An 18,652-nucleotide genomic window follows, 5' to 3' on the forward strand; every position below is an offset into this window, starting at 1 on the left:
TCATTGCCCGGCAGTCTAGACCAAGCTTTCCCGCTTGGGTAGCACGGTTAATGCAGCAGCGATTCCGAGTCCGGCGCCTCGCCGAACCAGGGCGTCATCTGGGCGATGATGACGGCATTCTCGGCCAGGGCGCGCTCCATCAGGGCGCGCTCGGCCTCGTCGATCTCATGGCCCTCGGCCAGCCGCTCCTCCAGCGTGCCATAGCCGGTGACGTCCAGGGGGGCCATCTCGGCCTGCTTCAGGATGGCCACGGTCTCGCGCACGGCCTCGGGTTCGTCATGGCCGGCGGCATAGCAGACCAGCCCCGCCCCGGTCGCGCCCTTGGGCAGCCCGTCGCCCGCGCGCCTGCCCAGTTCGACCACCAGCGTGAAGACCTTCATGGCTTACTCCATCGGTTTGGCGCCGCCCTGGGCGCTGTCGGCCCCCTCGGGCCATTCGGGCGCCTGCCACATGCGGCCCCCGCAGTCGGGACAGCGCGCACGGGTGGCGATGATCTGCGCGCCCGAGAGCGCACCGCAGAGGGAACAGCATGTCTGACCGTTCATCGCAAGCGCCTTTGCCGGGGCGGGCGGCCCGTTCAAGAGATGCTCGGGCGGCAGCAGCGACAGGCCCAGCTGCGGCACGGCGCGGCGGAAGACCGACAGACCGCCCCCCGCCTCCAGATAGGCGGCGCGCAGTTCTCCCAGGTTCGAGACGCCCGCCAGGCGCAGCATCGCCTTGATCTCGGCCAGTCCCAGGTCGCGATGACCGGCCACGTCGGACAGGATGCGCCCGTCCAGGACCAGCGCGATGGGCCGCCCGTCGATCACCCGCTTGGCGCGGTCGAAATGCACGATCAGCCGGTCCAGCACCTTGTTCAGCGCCACGACCGTGGTGATGACCGCCATTGCCGCCAGCAGCGGCACGTCGGGATAGAACATCGCGTCGCCCACGGCGGACCCCAGGGCGATGACCAGCAGGAACTCGACCATCGACAGCTGCGCCACGCCCCGCCCGCCGATCCAGCGGATCATCAGCAGCGCATAGATGTAGATCAGCAGGGTGCGGACCAGGATCTCGGCATAGAAGAGTGGGGGATGCTCGCCCAGAAACATCCGGGCCAGATCGAAGGGGATGACCGGTTGATCCATGGGCTGCCTTTCGCGACGGAGGGGCCGCATCCCGCACAACCGCCGCCGGGGCGGGGGGTTCCACGCGGGCGGCGCGCCCGCTAGGCTGCGCGCGGCAAGAGAGGGCCGGGGATGAGCGACAGTCTGGAACGGGTCCGCGCGGCCCTGGATGCGGCGGGGGTCGCGGCGGAGATCCGCGAGATGCCGGGCAGCACCCGCACCGCCCCTGACGCCGCCGATGCGGTGGGCTGCGCGCTGGACCAGATCGCCAAGTCGATCATCTTTCACGGCACCGACAGCGACTCGGTCCTGCTGTTCCTGACCGCGGGCGGCAACCGGGTCGATCCGGCCAAGGCCGCGGCGCTGGCGGGCGAGGCCTTGGGCCGGGCGGATGCGGCGCTGGTGCGCGCGCGGACGGGTTTTGCCATCGGCGGGGTCGCGCCGGTCGGGCATCTGTCGCCGGTGCGGGCGTTCTGGGATCCGCGCCTGGCGGATTTCGCGCAGGTCTGGGCGGCGGCGGGAACGCCGCGCCATGTCTTTGCCATCGCGCCCGACCGGCTTCTGGCGCTGACCGGCGCACGGACGGGTGATTTTGTCGCATGAACCCGCCCCGGGGCGCGGCGCGTTGGGTGGGCCGAAGCCGAAAGGACGACAGCATGACCCAACCGATGATGACCCTGAACGACGGCCGCACCATGCCCCAGCTGGGCACCGGCATCTGGCAGATCGACGACGCGAAGACCCCCGCCGTGGTGGCCGAGGCGCTGCGCGTGGGATACCGGCTGATCGACGGCGCGGCGGCCTACAAGAACGAGGCGGGGATGGGCGCGGGCATCCGCGACAGCGACGTGGCGCGGGACGAGATCTTCGTCACCTCCAAGCTGTGGAACGATGCGCAGGGTCATGACGCGGCGCTGCGGGCCTTCGACGCGACGATGGAGCGGTCGGGGCTGGATTATCTGGACCTCTACCTGATCCACTGGCCGCTGCCGGCGCTGGACGCCTATGTCGAGACCTGGAAGGCGCTGATCCGCCTGCGGGACGAGGGCCGTGTGCGCTCGATCGGCGTCGCGAACTTCCATGAGCCGCATCTGCGCCGCCTGATCGACGAGACGGGCGTGGCGCCCGCGCTTAACCAGATCGAGCTGCACCCATCGCTGACGCAGGAGCAGATGCGGGCGGTGAACAAGCAGCTGGGCATCGTCACGCAGAGCTGGACCCCGCTGGGCCGCGGCGACAGCTTCGACGCGCCCGCGATCCGCGACGCGGCGGCGCGCACGGGCCGGACGGTGGCGCAGGTGATCCTGCGCTGGCACATTCAGCACGGCCTGTCGGTCATTCCGAAATCGGAAAAGCCCGAGCGGCTGGCCGAGAACTTCGACGTGCTGGACTTCACCCTGACGCCCGAGGAGATGGCGGCCATCGACGCGCTGGACCGGGGGCACCGGACCGGGCCGGACCCCGACGAATTCGACTATCGCAAGCCGCTCTGATCCAGCAGGCGTCGCATCAGGGGGCTGGCGGGGTCCGCCAGCGCCTCGATCACGTCGAAATGGTGGCGGCCGGGGTCGATGACGCACTCGGTCGCCGCCCCCAGCCCCGCCCAGACATCCGCCAGCAGCCGCGCTTGGCGGATGAACTCCGGCCTTTCGGCCCCGCCGACCCAGGTGGTGACCGGGATGCCCGCGCGGGGCTCCAGCAGGGCCGGGCTTTCGGATGCGGCCTCGGCCGCGTCCAGGCGCAGGGTGGCGTTCATCGCCGTGCGCATCAGCGGGCGCAGGTCGGTCAGCGGAGAGATGGGCACACAGGCGGTGACGCGCGCGGCCACCGCATCGGGCAGGACGCCCGGACAGATCATCCGCGCCGCCAGATGCCCGCCCGCGGAATGACCGGTCAGCGCCAGAGGCCCCGCCACGCGGCCCGCCGCCTCTGCGATCTGCTCCGCGACGATGGGGGTCATGTCCGCGATGCGCGCCTCCGGCGCCAGGGGATAGCCCGGCATCGCGCAGGCCCAGCCCGCCGCCAGCGCGCCCGCGGCCAGATGCGACCACAGCGTCGGATCGAACCGCATCCAGTAGCCGCCATGGATGAAGACCATCAGCCCGCGCGGGTCACCCTCGGGCAGGAACAGGTGCCCCCGGCCCAGCTCCTGCGGCGGATGGGCCTCGCGGAAGGCCGCCGCCGCCTCGGTCCAGCGGGGGACATAGCTGTCGGCATTCGGGATATGCGCGCCATTCGCGTAGGCGTCGTCCCAATCGGTGATCTGATAGAGCATGGTTCCCCCTCTTTCGGGCAGCCAATCGCGGCGCTATCGTCGCGTCAAGAGGGAGCACATGATGACCGATTTCACCAAGACCCGCGCCGCATTCCATCTGCCCGACGGCATGACCTATCTGGACGGCAATTCCCTGGGGCCGATGCCCCGCGCCGCCGCCGACCGGGTCGCGACCATGATGGCCGACGAATGGTCGGAGATGCTGATCACCGGGTGGAACAGGGCGGGCTGGTATGTCCAGCCGCGCAAGGTCGGCGACCGCATCGCCCGGCTGATCGGCGCGGGGGACGGCCAGGTGGTGATGGGCGACACGCTGTCGATCAAGGTGTTCCAGGCGCTGAGTGCGGCGCTTGCCCTGCGGCCCGGCCGGCGGGTGATCCTGTCGGACAGCGGCAACTTTCCGTCGGACCTCTATGTCGCCGAGGGGATCGCGCGGGCCCTGGGCGCGACCCTGCGCGTGGTGGCGCCCGAGGAGGTCGAGGCGGCCATCGGCCCCGATCTGGCCGTGCTGATGCTGACCGAGGTCGATTACCGCACCGGCCGCCGCCACGACATGCCCGCCCTGACCGCGCGGGCGCATGAGGCGGGCGCGCTGGCCATCTGGGATCTGGCCCATTCGGCGGGGGCGGTGGATGTGGACCTGCTGGGGTCGGATGCCGATTTCGCGGTGGGCTGCACCTACAAGTACCTGAACGGCGGGCCGGGGGCGCCGGCCTTCATCTGGACCCATCCGCGCCATGCCGACGCTGCCGAGCCGATCCTGCAGGGCTGGATGGGCCATGCCGCGCCCTTCGCCTTCGACCGGGAATACCGCCCCGCGCCGGGGATCGAGCGGATGCGCGTGGGCACGCCCCCGGTCATCGCGCTGAGCGCGCTGGAGGCGTCGCTGGACATCTGGGATCAGGTGGACATGGCCGCGCTGCGCGCGCGCTCCATCGAGCTGACCGAGGCCTTTATCGCGGGGGTCGAGGCGCAGTGCCCCGACCTGGTCCTGAACAGCCCGCGCGACCCGGCGCAACGCGGGTCGCAGGTGGGCTTCCGCCATCCGCAGGGCTATGCCGTGATGCAGGCGCTGATCGCGGCGGGGGTGGTGGGCGATTTCCGCGCGCCCGACGTGCTGCGGTTCGGCTTCGCGCCGCTCTACAACGATCTGGACGACGTGGCCCGCGCGGTCGAGGTGCTGGCCCGCATCCTGCGCGACGGCAGCTGGGACGACGCGTCATTCCACCGCAAGGCGGCCGTGACCTGAGGGAAGGGGGCTTGTCAAAAAGTTCGAAAGCGCTCACAGATCGGTATCATCTGTCGCGCCGGGAGGTCCCATGCCGAAGCCTGACCGTCTTCTCCTCCTGATGGCCGTGCTGGCGGGACCGTTCCCGGCGGCCGCGCAGGACCTGCTGGTCACCACCGTCACCGCGCGCTCCGAGCCCCTGGCGCTGGACATGCAGCTCTCGGGGCAGATCGAGGCGGTGGACACGCTGGAGCTGGGCTTCCGGCAGGGTGGGCGCGTGACCGAGGTGCTGGTCGCGGAGGGCGACCGGGTCGCGGCGGGCCAGCCCCTGGCCCGGCTTAACGCGGTCCAGCAGGATCAGGCGCTGAACGCCGCCGATGCGGGCCTTGCCGCCGCGCGGGCGGGGGTCGAGCAGGCGCGCCAGGCGCAGGAGCGGGCCGAGGCGCTGCTGGCGCGCGGGGTCGGCACGCGGGCCGCTGCCGATCAGGCAGAACAGGCGCTGTCCCAGGCCGAGGGCGGGCTGGAACGCGCCGAATCGGCGGTGGAGCAGGCGCGCCGCGCATTGGACGACACCGTGCTGCGCGCGCCCTCCGAGGCCGTCGTCACCGCCAAGCAGATCGCCCCCGGCCAGGTCGTCGCCGCCGCGCAGCCGGCGCTCAGCCTTGCGGTGCTGCCCGGCCTTGAGGCGGTGTTCCAGGCCCCCGACGACCCGCTGCTGCGCGGGGTCCTGGGCCGCGAGGTCCGGCTGGAGACGCTGGACATCGCGGGACCCGAGATGACCGGACGCGTCACCGAGGTCTCGCCGCTGATCGACCCCGAGACCGGCACCGTCACCGTGCGCGCCCGCATCGACGACGTGCCCGGCCAGACCGCGCTGCTGGGCGCGTCGGTGCGCGGGCATCTGGCGATGGATCTGGACCAGGGCGTCGCTGTCCCTTGGACCGCGCTGATGCGGACCGGCGACCGGCCCGCGGTCTGGACCCTGGACGAGGAGGATCGCGTCACCCTGACCCCGGTCACCATCGGTCATTTCGGCGACGGGGTGATCCTGCTGTCCGACGGGCTGAGCGAGGGCCAGCGGGTGGTGGGCGACGGATCGCAGCTGCTTTATCCGGGGCGCAAGGTGCGTCCCGTCGCGGAGGATGCGCCATGAGGGCGGGGATGATCGCGCTGATGCTGATGCTGGCGGCGGGGCCCGCCGCGGCGCTGTCGCTGCCCGGCTGGCTGTCCTTCGGCGAGGAGTCTGCGCCGCCCGAGGGGCCGCCGCGCCCCGTGGTCAGCGTCATCGTGGACGATCGCGGCCTGGACGCGCGCTGGATTCCCGGCATGGTCGCGGCGCGCACGCAGGTGCAGCTGGGCTTTCAGGCGCTGGGCCGGATGATCGCGCGGCCCGTCGATCTGGGCGACAAGGTGGCGGCGGGGGACCTGCTGGCGCAGCTCTCGACCGACGATCTGGCCGCGACGGTGCGGGCCGCGCGCGCCGCCCTGGACGCGGCCGAGGTGCAGGAGCGCACCGCCCGCGCCACGCTGGAGCGCACGCAGGCCCTGGCCGCGCGCAACGTGGCCTCCGCCGCGCAGCTGGAGCAGGCCCAGCAGGCCGCCAGCGCCGCGACCGCCGCCGCCGATCAGGCCCGCTCCGAGCTGCTGCAGGCCGAGGATGCCGAGGGCTTCGCGCGCATGACCGCGCCCTTTGCCGGGGTGGTCAGCGCCGTCTACGAGGCGCCGGGCGCGGTGGTGGGCGCCGGTGCGCCGGTGCTGCAGCTGTCGGCAGAGAACACGCCCGAGGTGGTGATCGACCTGCCCGAACCGGCCCTGGTCGGGATCGGGCCCGGCGCGGCCTTCACCGTCTGGCAGCGCAGCGACCCGCAGACCGAGGTCACCGCCGTGCTGGACCGCATCGACCCCATCGCCGACAGCGCGACCCGCACCCGACGCCTGTACCTGACCCTGCCGCCCGACACGCCCTTCCGGCTGGGCGCGCTGGTCCGGGCGCGCTTCGGCTCGGTCGATGCGCCCTCGCTGTCGCTGCCGGCCGAAGCCGTCGTCGCCCGCGACGGCGTCAGCACCGTCTGGCGCGTCACCCGCAGCGATGCGGGCGCGCGCGTCGATCCGGTCGCGGTCGAGGCCGCCGCCCCCTTCCGTGGCCGCGTGTCCATCACGCAGGGCCTGGAGGCGGGCGACGAGGTCGTGATCCGCGGCGTCAATTCCCTGGCCCCCGGCCAGCCCGTCGGCCGGAGGCTGGAACCGTGAGCACCCCCAAGACCCGCTTCAACCTGTCCGACTGGGCGCTGAAGCATCGCAGCTTCGTCTGGTTCCTGCTGATCGTGTCGATGATCGCGGGCACGATCAGCTATCTGAACCTGGGCCGCGAGGAGGACCCGGACTTCACCATCAAGACGATGATCATCGGCGCGGGCTTGCCCGGCGCCACCATCGACGAGACGCTGAAGCAGGTCACCACCCGCATCGAGACCAAGCTGGAGGAGCTGGACGAGTTGGACTTCACCCGCTCCGTCACCACCCCCGGACAGGCGGTCGTCTATGTCGAGCTGGACCCGACCATCCGCGGCCCTGCCGTCCCCGAGGTCTGGAAGCGCGTGCGCCAGATGATGGGCGACATCCGCCCCGATTTCCCGCAGGAATTCGCGGGCTTCCAGTTCAACGACAATTTCGGCGACGTGTTCGGCAACATCTATGCCTTCACCGCCGACGGCTTCACGCCGCGCGAGCTGCGCGACCGGGTCGAGGCGATCCGGCGGCAGGTCTCCGCGCTGGACGCCGCCGGCAAGACCGAGCTTCTGGGCGTGCAGGACGAGCAGGTCTTCCTGGAGTTCTCCGCCGCCCGGCTGGCGGCCCTGGGGCTGAACCAGTCGCAGGTGATCGGCACGCTGGCCCAGCAGAACGCCATCGCGCCGTCCGGCGTGATCGAGGCCGGCCCCGAGCGCATCCTGGTCCGCGTGGGCGGCCAGTTCGACGACGCCGCCTCCATCGAAGCGGTGAACCTGCGCGTGGGCGAGCGGTTCTTCAACCTGGGCGACGTGGCGACGGTCACCCGCGGCTATCAGGACCCGCCGCAATCGCTGTTCCGCTATAACGGGCAGCCTGCCATCGGCCTGCAGGTGGGCATGCGCAAGGGCGGCAACATCCTGGAGTTCGGCGAGGAGCTGGATGCGCTGATGGGGCGCATCGCCGCCGACCTGCCCATCGGCATCGAGATGGCGAAATTCGCCGACCAGCCGCATGTGGTCGAGGACGCGGTGGGCCATTTCGTCAAGGCCCTGGCCGAGGCCGTGGCCATCGTCCTGGTCATCAGCTTCATCAGCCTCGGGCTTCGGGCGGGGCTTGTGGTGACGCTGACCATCCCGCTGTGCCTGGCGATCACCTTCGTGATCCTGGACCTCTACGGCATCACGCTGCAGCGGATCTCGCTTGGCGCGCTGATCATCGCGCTTGGCCTGCTGGTCGATGACGCGATGATCGCCATCGAGACGATGATCTCGCGCCTGGAGATCGGCGAATCGCTGACCGATGCGGCCAGCTATGCTTGGACCTCCATCGCCTTCCCGATGCTGACCGGGACGCTGGTGACGGTCGCGGGCTTCATCCCCATCGGGCTGAACAGCTCGGCCGCGGGCGAGTTCACCTTCTCTCTGTTCGTGGTCATCGCGGTGTCGCTGATCGTGTCCTGGATCGTGGCGGTGCTGTTCGCGCCGCTGCTGGGCGTGACCTTCCTGCGGGCCGACATGGGCCATGCCCACAAGGGGCCGGGCCGGTTGCGCCGCGCCTTCCACGGGCTGCTGCGGGCGGCGATGCGGCTGAAATGGCTGACCATCGCCGTGACGCTGGCGATCTTCGCGACATCGGTCTGGGGGATGCGCTTCGTGGAGCAGCAGTTCTTCCCGACCTCCGACCGGACCGAGGTGCTGGTTGACATCACCGAACGCCAGAACGCCTCCATCGCGCGCACCCGCGCAGACATGGACCGGCTGGAGGCCAGCCTTGCCGGCGATAACGACGTGCTGTTCTGGACCTCCTATGTGGGGCAGGGGGCGCCGCGCTTCGTGCTGTCGATGGACGTGCCGACGGCGGGTCCGAACATGGGCCAGATCGTGATCCAGACCCCCGACCTGGCCGCGCGCGACCGCGTCAAGGCGCGGCTGACCGCGCTGGCGGCGGAGGAGTTTCCGGGCGTCGACATCTACGTGAAGAACCTCGAGATCGGCCCGCCGGTCGGCAAGCCGGTCCAGTACCGCGTCAGCAGCCCCGACAGCGACGCCGCCCGCGACGCGGCCCAGGGCCTGGCCACCGTGATGGCGACCGAGCCGCGCCTGCGCGACATCGCGCTGGACTGGAACGAGCCCGCGCGCATGGTCCGGCTGGTCGTGGACCAGGATCAGGCCCGTCAGTTGGGCGTGACCAGCCAGGACATCGCCCAGGCCCTGTCGGCGCTGTTCAGCGGGGTTGGCGTGACGCAGCTGCGCGACGACATCTTCCTGATCGACGTGGTCGCGCGCGGTCAGGCCGACGACCGCCAGTCTCTGGCCTCGATCCGCAACTTGCAGCTGAACCTGCCCGACGGGCGGGTGGTGCCGCTGGCCGCGCTGGTGACGCTGGAATACGGCTCGGAACAGCCGCTGATCATGCAGCGGAACGGCCTGCCCACGGTGACGGTCAAGGCCGCCATCGCCACCGCCGACCAGCCCGCGACCCTGGTCGCCGCGCTGGCGGCTCAGGTGGCCGAGTATCAGGCGACCCTGTCTCCGGACGTCCGCGTCGAGGTCGGCGGCAGCGTGGAGAGCTCGGCCGACAGCCAGGCGCCCATCGCCGCCGTGGTCCCGGTGATGCTGCTGATCATGGCCGTGCTGGTCATGGCGCAGATGCAGAGCTTCCGGATGTCGCTGGTGGTGATCGCCGCCGCCCCCCTGGGCCTGATCGGCGTGGTGGCGGTTCTGGTGCCCTTCGGCGTGCCGATGGGCTTCGTGGCGATCCTGGGGATCCTGGCTCTGATCGGCATCCTGATCCGCAACTCGGTCATCCTGGTCCACGAGATCCAAGAGCTGCTGCTCAAGGGCCGCAGCCAGTGGGACGCCGTGTTCGAGGCCTCGGACAGCCGGGCTCGCCCGATCCTGCTGACGGCGGCGGCCGCGTCGCTGGCGCTGATCCCGATCTCGCGGCAGGTGTTCTGGGGCCCGATGGCCTATGCGATGATGGGTGGGATCATCGCGGGAACGCTGGTCACGCTGGTCTTCGTGCCGGCGCTCTACTGTGCGGTGTTCCGTGTCAAGCCGCCGCGCTCCTGAGCACCGCAGTCTGAACGCGGTGGGCGGGGGGTCAGGGGGGCGGCAGCCCCCCGGCCGTCGCGGAACGCGAAAAAGCGCCCCGGAACCCTTGTTCCGGGGCGCCCGTGCCTCACTCGGCCGCGTCGCGTTTGGGCAGGACCCAATCGGGGCGCGGGAAGTGGCAGGTATAGCCGTTGGGGAACCGCTCCAAGTAATCTTGGTGCTCGGGCTCGGCCTCCCAGAAGTCGCCCACCGGCTCGACCTCGGTCACGACGCGTCCCGGCCAGATGCCCGACGCATCCACATCCGCGATCGTGTCCAGCGCGACCTGCTTCTGCGCCTCGTCGGCGTAATAGATGGCCGAGCGATAGCTGCGCCCGATATCGTTGCCCTGCCGGTTCGCGGTCGAGGGATCGTGGATCTGGAAGAAGAACTCTAACAGCCGCCGATAGGTGATCAGGTCCGGGTCGAACATGATCTCGATCGCCTCGGCATGATCGCCATGGTTGCGATAGGTCGCATGCGCCACATCGCCGCCGCTATAGCCTACCCGGGTCGAGACCACCCCCGGCAGCCGCCGGATCAGGTCCTGCATGCCCCAGAAGCAGCCGCCCGCCAGAACCGCGCGTTCAACCATGATGCGCCTCCTCGACCTGCGCCAGATACTCGCCGTAACCCTCGGCCTCCATCCGGTCCTTGGGCACGAAACGCAGCGCCGCGGAATTGATGCAATAGCGCAGGCCCCCTTGGTCGCGCGGACCGTCGGGGAAGACATGGCCCAAGTGGCTGTCGCCGTGCTTCGAGCGCACCTCGACCCGGACCATGCCGTGGCTGGTGTCGCGATGCTCGGTCACGTTGCCCTCCACCGGCTTGGTGAAGGCCGGCCAGCCGCAGCCCGAATTGTATTTCGTGCTGCTGACGAACAGCGGCTCTCCGGAGACCACGTCGACATAAAGGCCCGGTTCGAAATGGTGGTCGTATTCGCCGGTGAAGGCCCGTTCGGTGCCGTTCTCCTGGGTGACGCGATACTGCTCCGGGGTCAGCCGGGCGATCGCGTCGGGGGTTTTCTCATAGGCCATCGTTTCCTCCACGAATGGGCGGTTCGATCCCCTATATGGGAAGCGCCCCGCCCTTCCGCAAAGGTCACAGGCGCGAAACGGCCTCTTTCGCGACCTGATATTCGGCCGCCAGCCGGTCGATGCGCGCGCCCGCCGGTTCCACCGCCCGCACCGCGCCGATGCCCTGGCCCGCGCCCCAGATGGTGGACCAGGCCTTGGGCTTGGACGATCCGCTGCCGAAGTTCATCGCGCTGGCATCGGCCCCCGCCAGGTTCTCCGGGTCCAGCCCCGCCTTGCGGATCGACGGCGCCAGATAGTTGCCCGACACGCCCGTGAACAGCGACGAGGTCACGATGTCCTCCGCCGTGCTGTCCACGATCATCTGCTTGTAGTCGGGCTGGGCATTCGCCTCCACGGTCGCGATGAAGGGGCTGCCGATATAGGCCAGATCCGCCCCCATCACCTGCGCCGCCAGCACCGCCCGCCCGGTGGCGATGGAGCCCGACAGTAGCAGCGGCCCGTCGAACCACTCGCGGATCTCCTGGATCAGGGCGAAAGGCGATTGCGGCCCGGCATGGCCGCCCGCGCCGGCGGCCACTGCGATCAGCCCGTCGGCGCCCTTCTCCACGGCCTTCTTGGCGAACATGTTGTTGATGATGTCATGCAGCGCGATGCCGCCGCAGTCATGGGCGGCCTGGTTCACCTCGACCCGCGCGCCAAGCGAGGTGATCCAGATCGGCACCTTGTGGCGGTGGCAGATCTCGATGTCGCGCTCCAGCCGGGCGTTGCTGCGATGGACGATCTGGTTGACCGCGAAGGGCGCGGCCGGGCGGTCCGGGTTTGCCTGGTTGTGGCGGTCCAGCTCCTCCTCGATCCGGGTCAGCCAGGCGTCCAGCAGGGGCGGCTCGCCGTCCTTTTCGCGCGCGTTCAGCGCCGGAAAGCTGCCGACGATGCCCGCCTTGCACTGCGCGATGACCAGATCGGGCCCCGAGACGATGAACATGGGCGAGGCTATGACCGGAATGCGCAGGCCCTGCAGGATCGGTGGCAGCATGGATGTCCTCCCTTGGATTTGCGCCACGATGCCCGCGCCTTGGGCAACGGGCAAGCCGTGACGCGGCGACAGGGCGGCGGCTCTGGCCATCGCGGGTGCCGCAGCGTAAGCCGGGGGCGGAATTGCACATCGTGAAAGGCCCGCCCCATGATTCGTCCCGCCCTTGCCCTGATGCTCAGCGCCGCGCCCTTGGCCGCGCAGGGCGTCGACGACACGCCCCGCATCGCCGTCATGTCGGCCTTCGAGCCGGAATGGATCAGCCTGCAGGCCGATCTGGAGGGGGCCGAGACCCAGACCATCAACGGCACCGAGTTCATCACCGGCACCCTGTCGGGGCAGGAGGTCGTGCTGTTCCTGTCGGGCGTGTCGATGGTCAACGCGGCCATGACCACCCAGATGGCGCTGGAGCGGTTCGACATCGAGGCGATCGTGTTCTCGGGCATCGCGGGCGGGGTCGATCCGGCGCTGAATATCGGCGACGTGGTCGTGGCGGACCAGTGGGGCCAGTGGCTGGAGACGGTCATGGCGCGCCGGACCGAGGACGGCTTCGCCCTGCCGGGGTTCCTGGAATCGCCCTTCCCGAACTATGACATGATCTACACGCGCGAGACGACCGTGGCCTCGGACCGGGGCGAGCCCGAGACGCGGTTCTGGTTTCCCGCCGACCCGGCCCTGCTGGAGGTCGCCGCCCGCGTGGCCGAGACGACCGATCTGGCCGACTGCAATGCCCAGAACGACTGCCTGACCACGGCGCCGCAGATCCGGGTCGGCGGAAACGGCGTGTCGGGGTCGTCCTTCATGGACAATGCCGGGGTGCGCGACTGGCTGTCCACGACCTTCGAGGCGCAGGTGGTCGACATGGAATCGGCCGCCGTGGCGCAGGTGGCCTGGGCGAACCAGGTGCCGTTCATCGCCTTCCGCTCGCTGTCGGACCTGGCCGGCGGCGGCGAGGGCGAGAACGAGATGGGCGGCTTCATGTCGCTGGCCTCCGACAATTCGGCGGCGCTGGTCAAGGCCTTCTTGGCCGAGATGCCCTGACGGAAACGGCCCCCGGATCGCTCCGGGGGCCGTCTTTTCAGTGGACCTTCGGGCGCGGCCCTTCGCCGACTGCGCCAAGGCGCGGTCCCGCCTGGCCCACGCGATTGCCGACCAGCAGGCCGTCGGGCCCCGCGCTGACATGCACGGTCGATCCGTCCATGACCTCTCCGGACAGCAGCAGTTCCGCCAGCGGGTCCTGCAACGCGCGCTGGATCACGCGCTTCAGCGGGCGCGCGCCGAAGACCGGGTCGTAGCCCTGATCGGCCAGCCACATCCGCGCCGCGTCGTCCATGTCCAGCGTGATCTTGCGCCCCGCCAGGCGCTTTTCCAGCCGCGCCATCTGCACCTTGACGATCCCGTCCATGTTCGTCCGCGAGAGGCGGCGGAAGATGATGATCTCGTCCAGGCGGTTCAGGAATTCGGGGCGGAAATGGCCGCGCACCGCCTCCATCACCTGATGGCGGGCGTCCGACGCATCTGCCTCCTCGGGCAGATGCGACAGCGCCTGAGAGCCCAGGTTCGAGGTCAGGATGATCAGCGTCTGCTTGAAGTCCACCGTCCGGCCCTGGCCGTCCGTCAGCACCCCGTCATCCAGCACCTGCAACAGCACGTTGAAGACGTCCGGATGCGCCTTCTCGACCTCGTCGAACAGGATCACCTGATAGGGACGCCGCCGCACGGCCTCGGTCAGGACGCCGCCTTCGTCATAGCCGACATAGCCCGGAGGCGCGCCGATCAGCCGGGCCACGGAATGCTTTTCCATGAACTCGGACATGTCGATGCGGACCATCGCGCTGTCATCGTCGAACATGTATTCGGCCAGCGCCTTGGTCAGTTCCGTCTTGCCGACGCCGGTGGGCCCCAGGAACAGGAAGCTGCCAAGCGGCCGGTTCTCGTCGTTCAGGCCCGCGCGGGCGCGGCGGACGGCATTGCTGACCGCGGTAACGGCCTCCTGCTGGCCGATCACGCGCTTGCCGATCTGCTCCTCCATCTTCAACAGCTTGTCGCGCTCGCCCTCCAGCATCTTGGCGGTGGGGACGCCGGTCCAGCGTTCCACGACCTCGGCGATCTGTTCGGGGCGGACGGCCTCCTCGACCATCAGCCCGTCGCCCTGCTCGGCTTCGGCCAGCTGTTTCTCCAGACCGGGGATGATGCCGTAGGACAGCTCCCCCGCCCGCGCCAAGTTCCCCTCGCGCTTGGCCTGGTCCAGGTCGGCGCGGGCGCGGTCCAGCTGCTCCTTGAGGTCGCGCGACCCCTGCAGCTTGTCGCGCTCCGCCTGCCAGCGGGCGGTCATCTCGCCGCTGCGCTCCTGCAGGCCGGAGAGGTCCTTCTCCAGCCGCTCCAGCCGGTCCTTCGATGCCGCGTCGTCCTCCTTTTTCAGCGCCTCGGCCTCGATCTGCATCTGCAGGATCTGGCGATCCAGCTGGTCCAACTCCTCGGGCTTGCTGTCGACCTCCATGCGCAGGCGCGAGGCCGCCTCGTCCATCAGGTCGATGGCCTTGTCGGGCAGGAAGCGGTCGGTGATGTAGCGGTGCGACAGGGTCGCCGCCGCGACCAGGGCCGCGTCGCTGATCCGCACGCCGTGGTGCAGCTCGTATTTCTCCTTGATGCCGCGCAGGATGCTGATCGTGTCCTCGACCGTCGGCTCCTCGACCAGCACGGGCTGGAACCGCCGGGCCAGGGCCGCGTCCTTTTCGATATACTTGCGGTATTCGTCCAGCGTTGTGGCGCCGACGCAATGCAGCTCGCCCCGCGCCAGGGCCGGCTTGATCAGGTTGGCGGCATCCATCGCTCCGTCGCCCTTGCCCGCGCCGACCAGCGTGTGCAACTCGTCGATGAAGAGGATGATTTCCCCGGCGGCGGTCTCGATCTCCTTCAGGATGGACTTCAGCCGCTCCTCGAAATCGCCGCGATACTTCGCGCCCGCGATCAGCGCGCCCATGTCCAGCGCCATCAGCCGCTTGTCGCGCAGGGATTCCGGCACGTCGCCGTCGATGATGCGCAGCGCGAGGCCCTCGGCGATGGCGGTCTTGCCGACGCCCGGCTCGCCGATCAGGACGGGGTTGTTCTTGGTGCGCCGCGACAGGACCTGCATGGCGCGGCGGATCTCCTCGTCGCGGCCGATGATCGGGTCGATCTTGCCGTCGCGCGCGGCCGCCGTCAGGTCGCGGGCATATTTCTCCAGCGCCTCATAGCTGTCCTCGGCCGAGGCCGTGTCGGCGGTGCGTCCCTTGCGGATGTCATTGATGGCCGCATTCAGCGCCTGCGCGTTGACCGAACCCGCGGCCAGCGCATCGCGGGCGTTCGTGTTGACCATGGCCAGCGCCATCAGCACCCGCTCGGCGGGCACGAAGCTGTCACCGGCCTTCTTGGCCACGGACTCCGCCTCGTCCAGCACGCGGACCAGCGTGGGGTCCACATAGACCTGACCGCTGCCCGAGCCGCTGACCTTGGGCTGTTTCGCCACGGCGGCATCCACCGCCTCGCGCACGCGCCGCGCGTCGCCGCCCGCACGGGTGATCAGGTTCGCGGCCAGTCCCTGGTCGTCATCCATCAGCGCCTTCAGCAGATGCTCGGGCATCACGCGCTGCTGGTTCTCGCGGATCGCGATGGTCTGGGCGGATTGCAGGAAGCCGCGCGACCGTTCGGTGAACTTTTCCATGTTCATCGGCAGTACTCCTTTTGCAAAGCCCCCGTGCTGGTGGCGCCCTGTGGCAGGCACGCCCCGGTCCGGGTCTGATGGATCAGATTTGGGGGGGTCGCGGGGTGGTTTCAAGCATGTCATAAGGCGCGCGGAACAAAGAAGGGAATGCGTGATGGATGACCGGCTGATCGTGGCGCTGGACGTGCCGAATGCGTTGGACGGGCTGGCCCTGGCCGAGAAGCTGGGCGACGCCGTGGGGTTCTACAAGATCGGGCTGGGCATGCTGACCGGCGGCGGTCTGGCCCTGGCCAACGAGCTGAAGCAGGAGCATGGCAAGCGCATCTTCCTGGACATGAAGCTGTTTGACATCGGCGCGACCGTCGAGGCCGCGGTGCGGGGGCTGGCGCAGTTCGACCTGGACTTCCTGACCGTGCATGGCGACCCGCATGTGGTGGCGGCGGCCAAGCAGGGGGCGGCGGGGTCGAACCTGAAGATCCTGGGCGTGACCATCCTGACCTCGCTGGACCGGGTCGACCTGGACGCGGGGATGATCCGGCCAGGCGATCTGCACCAGATCACCGTGGAACGCGCCGCCCGCGCCTTCGAGGCGGGGGCCGACGGCATCATCTGCTCTCCGCGCGAGGCCGCCGACATCCGCGCCCTGCCGGGATCGCGCCTGATCGTGACCCCGGGCGTGCGCCCCGCGGGCAGCGCCCTGGGCGACCAGAAGCGGGTCGAGACGCCGGCATCGGCCATCGCGGCGGGCGTCGACCACATCGTCGTGGGTCGCCCGGTCTGGCAGGCCGCCGATCCGCGCGCCGCCGCGCAAGCGATCCTGGCCGAACTGGCTTGACGCCCGGCGCCCCCGCGTCCCAGCATGGCGCGAAACGCGGGGGTGGCGATGGACGATGACGGCGGCGTGCAGAAGGTCCGCAACGAGCTGGTCCTGTCCTTCCTGGCGGTGCGCCGCGCCATCGGCGCGCTGGGGTTCTTCCTACCGCTGGCGCTGATCGCCTTTGCGGTGCTGTGGCCCGAGCCGCTGCGGACCAGCATCTCGGCCTATTACTACTCTCCGATGCGCGAGGTCCTGGTCGGCACGCTGATCGCGCAGGCCGTGTTCCTGTGGAGCTATGAGGGATTCCGCCCCGATGCGGGCGAATGGATCACCGACAAGGCCATGGCGCGGCTGGCGGCGGTCTCCATCGCGCTGGTGGCCCTGGTGCCCACCGACGGGCCGGTCGGGCCCTGCACCGCGCTGGAATGCATCGCGGGGCCGGGCCTGTCGGCGCTGATCCATGTCGCGGCGGCGGGGCTGTTCTTTGCCGCGCTGGCGGTGTTTTGCCTGGTACTGTTCGTCAAAGGCGCGGTGGACGGCCCGGAAAAGGCCGCGTCGAACCGCATCTATCGCATCTGCGGATGGACGATCGTCGTCAGCATCGCCCTGATCGGGCTGCTCTTCGCGACGGGCCTGGACGATGCGCTGGCCGGGCTGCGCCCGGTCTTCTGGCTGGAGACGGCCGCCACCTTCGCCTTTGCCACCAGCTGGGCGGTCAAGGGCGACAGCTTGCGCCCGCTGACCCGCGCCGTCATCGCCGCATCGCGGTGATCCAGCGGCAGAAATGCGCAATCGCGCGCGGATGGGCCAGATAGTCGTCCACCGGCATCATGCGCCATTCCTGGCCTTCATCCCCGAATCGGATCGCGGCGACCTGCGCCGCGTCGATCGGCCCGGCGAACAGCCAGGATCGCATCGCCGGATCGGCATGGGACCGAAAGGCGCGCCCTGTCAGCGTCGCGGGGTCCAGGGTCAGGCCGAACTCCTCCTCCATCTCGCGCAGCGCGCAGGCGAGGGGCGATTCGTCCCCCTCGCGCCCGCCGCCGGGCAGGTCCCAATGGGCCGCGAAGGGCAGGCCGGGGCGGTCGTCGCGCAGACAGGTCAGCATGGTCCCGTCCAGCGTCAGCCACAGCTTGGCGCCGTGAAAGGCGCCGCTCACTCGGCCGCGATCCGGTCGCCCGCCGGGTCGGCCTCCAGCGTGGCCAGCCGCCCGATCACCTGCGCCATGCGCGCCGCGAAGTCGTCGAAATCCGCGCGCGGCGTGATCGTGGCTTCGTGCATGTAGAGCGAGCGGTCGATCTCCAGCTGCACGACATGGACGTTCTGCGCGGGGCGGCCGTAGGCCGAACAGATGTAGGCCCCCGAGAAGGGCGAGTTCCGGCGCAGCCGCCAGCCCTGCGCCTCGACCGCAGAGGCCACCGCGTCCGAGATTCGCGCCGCCGCCGACAGGCCATGGCGGTTGCCCAGCACCATGTCGGGGCGCGCGCCCTGCAGGTGGCTCAGCGCGTCATGCGGCATGGAGTGCATGTCGATCAGGATCGCCCTGCCGAATCGGGCGCGGGCCTGCGCGATCAGCCCGGCCAGCGCCTGATGATAGGGCCGCCAGCAGGCGTCGATCCGGCGGTCGGCCTCGGCCCGGTCGATGGGCCGGTCGTGGATGACCCGGCCCTGGCTGACCACGCGGGGAATCACCCCCAGCCCGGCCAGGGTGCGCTGGTTCAGCGGATGGCGCGGCACGCCGCGCACCACCAGCGGGTCGATCTCGTCCGCGCCGCGGTTGAGGTCCACGATGCAGCGCGGGATGCGCGCGGCCAGCGTGACCGCCCCGAAGTCCGTGGCGGGCGCGATCAGCCGGTCCACGAAAGCGTCCTCGGACGAGCGCAGCACCGGCACGGGCAAGCGCGTGCCCTGCAGGAACCAGTCGGGATAGTCATGCCCGGAATGGGGCGACGCGAAGATCACCCCGGATGCCCAGTGGCGGGGACGGTTCAGCACATAGGGCAGGTCGGGCTGTTGCAAGGCGGGCCTCGGCATCCGTCGCGTCCCCTGCATATAAACCCGAAAAATAGGACGCGGATAGGCCTTGAATCCCCCTGAGGCCCCCGGTATAGACACGCGGACCGAGGGGGTTG

The 18,652-nt window shown here is 70.0% G+C and carries 18 protein-coding genes; 9 read left to right on the forward strand and 9 right to left on the reverse strand.

Features of this window, described 5'->3' with window-relative positions:
• Positions 1-47: 47 nt before the first annotated feature.
• Complete coding sequence (locus AC2SGK_RS05345) at positions 48-380, reverse strand: hypothetical protein (protein WP_488322559.1); 333 nt, start codon at positions 378-380, stop codon at positions 48-50.
• Positions 381-383: 3 nt separating this feature from the next.
• Positions 384-1,130, reverse strand: coding sequence for a DUF421 domain-containing protein (locus AC2SGK_RS05350; RefSeq protein WP_488322560.1), 747 nt, complete (start codon positions 1,128-1,130; stop codon positions 384-386).
• A 111-nt stretch (positions 1,131-1,241) separates the two neighbouring features.
• Between AC2SGK_RS05350 and AC2SGK_RS05355 the strand changes: the two genes are divergently transcribed.
• Together AC2SGK_RS05355 and AC2SGK_RS05360 are read left to right on the forward strand one after the other, a co-directional pair.
• Positions 1,242-1,712, forward strand: coding sequence for a YbaK/EbsC family protein (locus tag AC2SGK_RS05355; RefSeq protein WP_488322561.1), 471 nt, complete (start codon positions 1,242-1,244; stop codon positions 1,710-1,712).
• 53 nt (positions 1,713-1,765) lie between these two features.
• Positions 1,766-2,602, forward strand: coding sequence for an aldo/keto reductase (locus AC2SGK_RS05360; RefSeq protein WP_488322562.1), 837 nt, complete (start codon positions 1,766-1,768; stop codon positions 2,600-2,602).
• On the opposite strand, the gene AC2SGK_RS05365 is transcribed toward AC2SGK_RS05360, so the two are convergent.
• Entirely contained in the window at positions 2,584-3,384 is an 801-nt protein-coding gene (locus AC2SGK_RS05365; RefSeq protein ID WP_488322563.1) for an alpha/beta hydrolase, read from the reverse strand. The genes AC2SGK_RS05360 and AC2SGK_RS05365 overlap by 19 nt on opposite strands.
• Positions 3,385-3,445: 61 nt before the next feature.
• On the opposite strand from AC2SGK_RS05365, the gene kynU reads away from it, so the two are divergent.
• The 4 genes from kynU (at position 3,446) to AC2SGK_RS05385 (ending at position 9,912) form a co-directional block, all read left to right on the forward strand.
• Positions 3,446-4,633, forward strand: coding sequence for a kynureninase (gene kynU, locus AC2SGK_RS05370; protein ID WP_488322564.1), 1,188 nt, complete (start codon positions 3,446-3,448; stop codon positions 4,631-4,633).
• Positions 4,634-4,703: 70 nt separating this feature from the next.
• Positions 4,704-5,765 carry an efflux RND transporter periplasmic adaptor subunit gene (locus AC2SGK_RS05375; protein ID WP_488322565.1) on the forward strand — a complete coding sequence of 354 codons (1,062 nt, stop codon included), beginning with the start codon at positions 4,704-4,706 and terminating at the stop codon, positions 5,763-5,765.
• Entirely contained in the window at positions 5,762-6,862 is a 1,101-nt protein-coding gene (locus tag AC2SGK_RS05380; RefSeq protein ID WP_488322566.1) for an efflux RND transporter periplasmic adaptor subunit, read from the forward strand. The genes AC2SGK_RS05375 and AC2SGK_RS05380 overlap by 4 nt, the downstream gene beginning before the upstream one ends.
• Positions 6,859-9,912, forward strand: coding sequence for an efflux RND transporter permease subunit (locus tag AC2SGK_RS05385; RefSeq protein WP_488322567.1), 3,054 nt, complete (start codon positions 6,859-6,861; stop codon positions 9,910-9,912). The genes AC2SGK_RS05380 and AC2SGK_RS05385 overlap by 4 nt, the downstream gene beginning before the upstream one ends.
• Before the next feature lie 109 nt (positions 9,913-10,021).
• Here AC2SGK_RS05385 and msrA read toward each other — a convergent pair whose 3' ends face one another.
• From msrA to AC2SGK_RS05400, 3 genes are all read right to left on the reverse strand, one after another.
• The gene (gene msrA, locus AC2SGK_RS05390; RefSeq protein WP_488322568.1) at positions 10,022-10,528 is read right to left on the reverse strand and encodes a peptide-methionine (S)-S-oxide reductase MsrA; all 507 of its coding nucleotides are present in this window, start codon (positions 10,526-10,528) and stop codon (positions 10,022-10,024) included.
• Positions 10,521-10,970 carry a peptide-methionine (R)-S-oxide reductase MsrB gene (msrB, locus tag AC2SGK_RS05395; protein WP_488322569.1) on the reverse strand — a complete coding sequence of 150 codons (450 nt, stop codon included), beginning with the start codon at positions 10,968-10,970 and terminating at the stop codon, positions 10,521-10,523. Before msrB ends, msrA begins: the two co-directional genes overlap by 8 nt.
• Positions 10,971-11,034: 64 nt before the next feature.
• Complete coding sequence (locus AC2SGK_RS05400; protein WP_488322570.1) at positions 11,035-12,003, reverse strand: NAD(P)H-dependent flavin oxidoreductase; 969 nt, start codon at positions 12,001-12,003, stop codon at positions 11,035-11,037.
• A gap of 147 nt (positions 12,004-12,150) precedes the next feature.
• Here AC2SGK_RS05400 and AC2SGK_RS05405 point away from each other — a divergent pair, with 147 nt between their 5' ends.
• Positions 12,151-13,041 carry a 5'-methylthioadenosine/S-adenosylhomocysteine nucleosidase gene (locus tag AC2SGK_RS05405; RefSeq protein WP_488322571.1) on the forward strand — a complete coding sequence of 297 codons (891 nt, stop codon included), beginning with the start codon at positions 12,151-12,153 and terminating at the stop codon, positions 13,039-13,041.
• Positions 13,042-13,078: 37 nt separating this feature from the next.
• Here AC2SGK_RS05405 and clpB read toward each other — a convergent pair whose 3' ends face one another.
• On the reverse strand, positions 13,079-15,709 hold the full coding sequence (gene clpB, locus AC2SGK_RS05410; RefSeq protein ID WP_488322572.1) for an ATP-dependent chaperone ClpB: 2,631 nt from the start codon (positions 15,707-15,709) through the stop codon (positions 13,079-13,081).
• 148 nt (positions 15,710-15,857) lie between these two features.
• On the opposite strand from clpB, the gene pyrF reads away from it, so the two are divergent.
• Both pyrF and AC2SGK_RS05420 read left to right on the forward strand, forming a co-directional pair.
• Positions 15,858-16,538 carry an orotidine-5'-phosphate decarboxylase gene (gene pyrF, locus AC2SGK_RS05415; protein ID WP_488322573.1) on the forward strand — a complete coding sequence of 227 codons (681 nt, stop codon included), beginning with the start codon at positions 15,858-15,860 and terminating at the stop codon, positions 16,536-16,538.
• A gap of 24 nt (positions 16,539-16,562) precedes the next feature.
• Positions 16,563-17,291 (forward strand): hypothetical protein, encoded by a 729-nt coding sequence (locus tag AC2SGK_RS05420; RefSeq protein ID WP_488322574.1) that lies wholly within the window; start codon positions 16,563-16,565, stop codon positions 17,289-17,291.
• Here AC2SGK_RS05420 and AC2SGK_RS05425 read toward each other — a convergent pair.
• Complete coding sequence (locus tag AC2SGK_RS05425) at positions 17,272-17,679, reverse strand: NUDIX hydrolase (protein WP_488322575.1); 408 nt, start codon at positions 17,677-17,679, stop codon at positions 17,272-17,274. The genes AC2SGK_RS05420 and AC2SGK_RS05425 overlap by 20 nt on opposite strands.
• The gene (locus AC2SGK_RS05430; protein WP_488322576.1) at positions 17,676-18,554 is read right to left on the reverse strand and encodes an N-formylglutamate amidohydrolase; all 879 of its coding nucleotides are present in this window, start codon (positions 18,552-18,554) and stop codon (positions 17,676-17,678) included. Before AC2SGK_RS05430 ends, AC2SGK_RS05425 begins: the two co-directional genes overlap by 4 nt.
• Between the last annotated feature and the right edge of the window lie 98 nt (positions 18,555-18,652).

It is taken from the genome of Paracoccus sp. NIOT.M2S5SZ12 (assembly GCF_057748165.1).

Coding starts and splice junctions, on each gene's coding strand:
- AC2SGK_RS05365 (WP_488322563.1), bottom strand. CDS start 3,384: ATGCTCTATCAGATCACCGATTGGGACGACGCCTACGCGAATGGCGCG.
- kynU (WP_488322564.1), top strand. CDS start 3,446: ATGACCGATTTCACCAAGACCCGCGCCGCATTCCATCTGCCCGACGGC.
- AC2SGK_RS05360 (WP_488322562.1), top strand. CDS start 1,766: ATGACCCAACCGATGATGACCCTGAACGACGGCCGCACCATGCCCCAG.
- AC2SGK_RS05380 (WP_488322566.1), top strand. CDS start 5,762: ATGAGGGCGGGGATGATCGCGCTGATGCTGATGCTGGCGGCGGGGCCC.
- AC2SGK_RS05400 (WP_488322570.1), bottom strand. CDS start 12,003: ATGCTGCCACCGATCCTGCAGGGCCTGCGCATTCCGGTCATAGCCTCG.
- AC2SGK_RS05350 (WP_488322560.1), bottom strand. CDS start 1,130: ATGGATCAACCGGTCATCCCCTTCGATCTGGCCCGGATGTTTCTGGGC.
- AC2SGK_RS05430 (WP_488322576.1), bottom strand. CDS start 18,554: ATGCCGAGGCCCGCCTTGCAACAGCCCGACCTGCCCTATGTGCTGAAC.
- AC2SGK_RS05345 (WP_488322559.1), bottom strand. CDS start 380: ATGAAGGTCTTCACGCTGGTGGTCGAACTGGGCAGGCGCGCGGGCGAC.
- msrA (WP_488322568.1), bottom strand. CDS start 10,528: ATGGTTGAACGCGCGGTTCTGGCGGGCGGCTGCTTCTGGGGCATGCAG.
- clpB (WP_488322572.1), bottom strand. CDS start 15,709: ATGAACATGGAAAAGTTCACCGAACGGTCGCGCGGCTTCCTGCAATCC.
- msrB (WP_488322569.1), bottom strand. CDS start 10,970: ATGGCCTATGAGAAAACCCCCGACGCGATCGCCCGGCTGACCCCGGAG.
- AC2SGK_RS05375 (WP_488322565.1), top strand. CDS start 4,704: ATGCCGAAGCCTGACCGTCTTCTCCTCCTGATGGCCGTGCTGGCGGGA.
- pyrF (WP_488322573.1), top strand. CDS start 15,858: ATGGATGACCGGCTGATCGTGGCGCTGGACGTGCCGAATGCGTTGGAC.
- AC2SGK_RS05405 (WP_488322571.1), top strand. CDS start 12,151: ATGATTCGTCCCGCCCTTGCCCTGATGCTCAGCGCCGCGCCCTTGGCC.
- AC2SGK_RS05420 (WP_488322574.1), top strand. CDS start 16,563: ATGGCGCGAAACGCGGGGGTGGCGATGGACGATGACGGCGGCGTGCAG.
- AC2SGK_RS05355 (WP_488322561.1), top strand. CDS start 1,242: ATGAGCGACAGTCTGGAACGGGTCCGCGCGGCCCTGGATGCGGCGGGG.